Source organism: Streptomyces sp. NPDC002130 (genome assembly GCF_040296465.1).
In the GTDB taxonomy this organism is placed as follows: Bacteria; Actinomycetota; Actinomycetes; order Streptomycetales; family Streptomycetaceae; genus Streptomyces.
Genome location: NZ_JBEOXI010000900.1, coordinates 1 through 1,348, shown reverse-complemented (window position 1 = coordinate 1,348; position 1,348 = coordinate 1). Strand labels below are relative to the sequence as shown.

The 1,348-nt window shown below is 61.1% G+C and carries 2 protein-coding genes; both read left to right on the top strand.

Annotated features, from left to right (window positions below):
• On the top strand, positions 1–188 hold a 188-nt coding region (locus ABT116_RS46785), incomplete at its 5' end, for a hypothetical protein (RefSeq protein ID WP_351647401.1).
• A 58-nt stretch (positions 189–246) separates the two neighbouring features.
• The gene (locus tag ABT116_RS46780; protein ID WP_351647397.1) at positions 247–1,203 is read left to right on the top strand and encodes a proline dehydrogenase family protein; all 957 of its coding nucleotides are present in this window, start codon (positions 247–249) and stop codon (positions 1,201–1,203) included.
• Positions 1,204–1,348 lie beyond the last annotated feature (145 nt).

Sequence of the window (1,348 nt, the reverse complement as noted above, 5' to 3'; positions counted from 1 at the left end):
GCTCGATCCTCGAAGCGACCCTCGGGGCGCTCTCCCTCGAATCCTCGACGGAAACCATGTCCACGATGCGGGCCTCGACGGCCGTGCTCGCGACGTTCTTGCATTTCTGGGTTGTTGTGTGGGGCGTACATGTTGTCCTCCCGGACTGTCTGTGTTTGTTTGACGTATCGACGATATATCGACAATAGATCGAACGCAAGGGTTCGTAGAATAATTCCCGCACCCTCGTCCGGATACGCTGAAGCCGTGAACACGGATCTACAAGCCCAGGCCGCGGACGCCCTACGCCGCCTCGCACTCGACGAATCCCTGAAAGAACGCACCATGGCGGACGCTGCAACGGCAGCACTCGCACGGAAAGTGGCCGCTCGCTACATCGGCGGCGAAACCATCGACGACGCCTTCGATCGTCTTCCCTCGATCTTCGCCCGAGGGCACAAGGCGAGCATCGAATACACCGGGGAAAGCGTCCGGGATCCCGAGCTCGCGAACGTCGAAACCGATGTTTTCGTGGAACTGGCGGAACGGATCGGCACGTCGGGTGTCGACAGCACCGTGTCGTTCGACCTCTCACACATCGGCTTGGTGATCGATCCGGAGCAGTGCTTTCGCAATGTCGTGCGCCTGGCCGAGGCCACGGAACGCGTGGGTGCCGAGCTGATCATTTCCGCCGAAGCGTCCGATCGCACCGACCTGGTCCTCGACATGCATGCGCGGCTGACCGAGCGTTTCACTCACGTGGGGATCACCGTTCAGGCCCGACTGCACCGGACCGCAAAGGATCTCGCCGCTCTGCTGGACCGACCCGGTCGCATCCGTCTCGTGAAGGGCGCCTTCCTCGAAGCCGAATCCGTCGCCTACCCGCGCGGTAGTGCCGAACTGCGCGGGGCGTATCTCGACTACGCAGCCCGGATCGTCGACTCGGGCCACCAGGTTTCCATCGCGACGCATGACCACGACATCCTCGAAGCATTACGCGCCGAGCATGATTCGAAGCTCAGAGCCGAACATGTGGAGTTCGAGATGCTGCTCGGCCTCGGTACCGAGCAACTGGACGCACTCCGAGCAGCGGGGTTCACCACACGCGAATACGTCATCTTCGGAACACAGTGGTGGCTGTACGTGCTCAATCGTATTGCCGAAGAACCGGAGCGTGTCTATACCGCGCTCATCGATGCTGCGCTTGGCAGCACTGCAAACTGATCGGCAGTAAACAGAAAGTGGGGCTGCACTCGAATCGAGTCTCGTGTGAGAACGCGAGTGTCGACGTTGCCGTTCGGGTGGAGTTGGCGCTCGCCGCAAGCCTGTAGTCGAGCCAGTAACTTTTGTCGCTGCTTTGAGTGGCTGG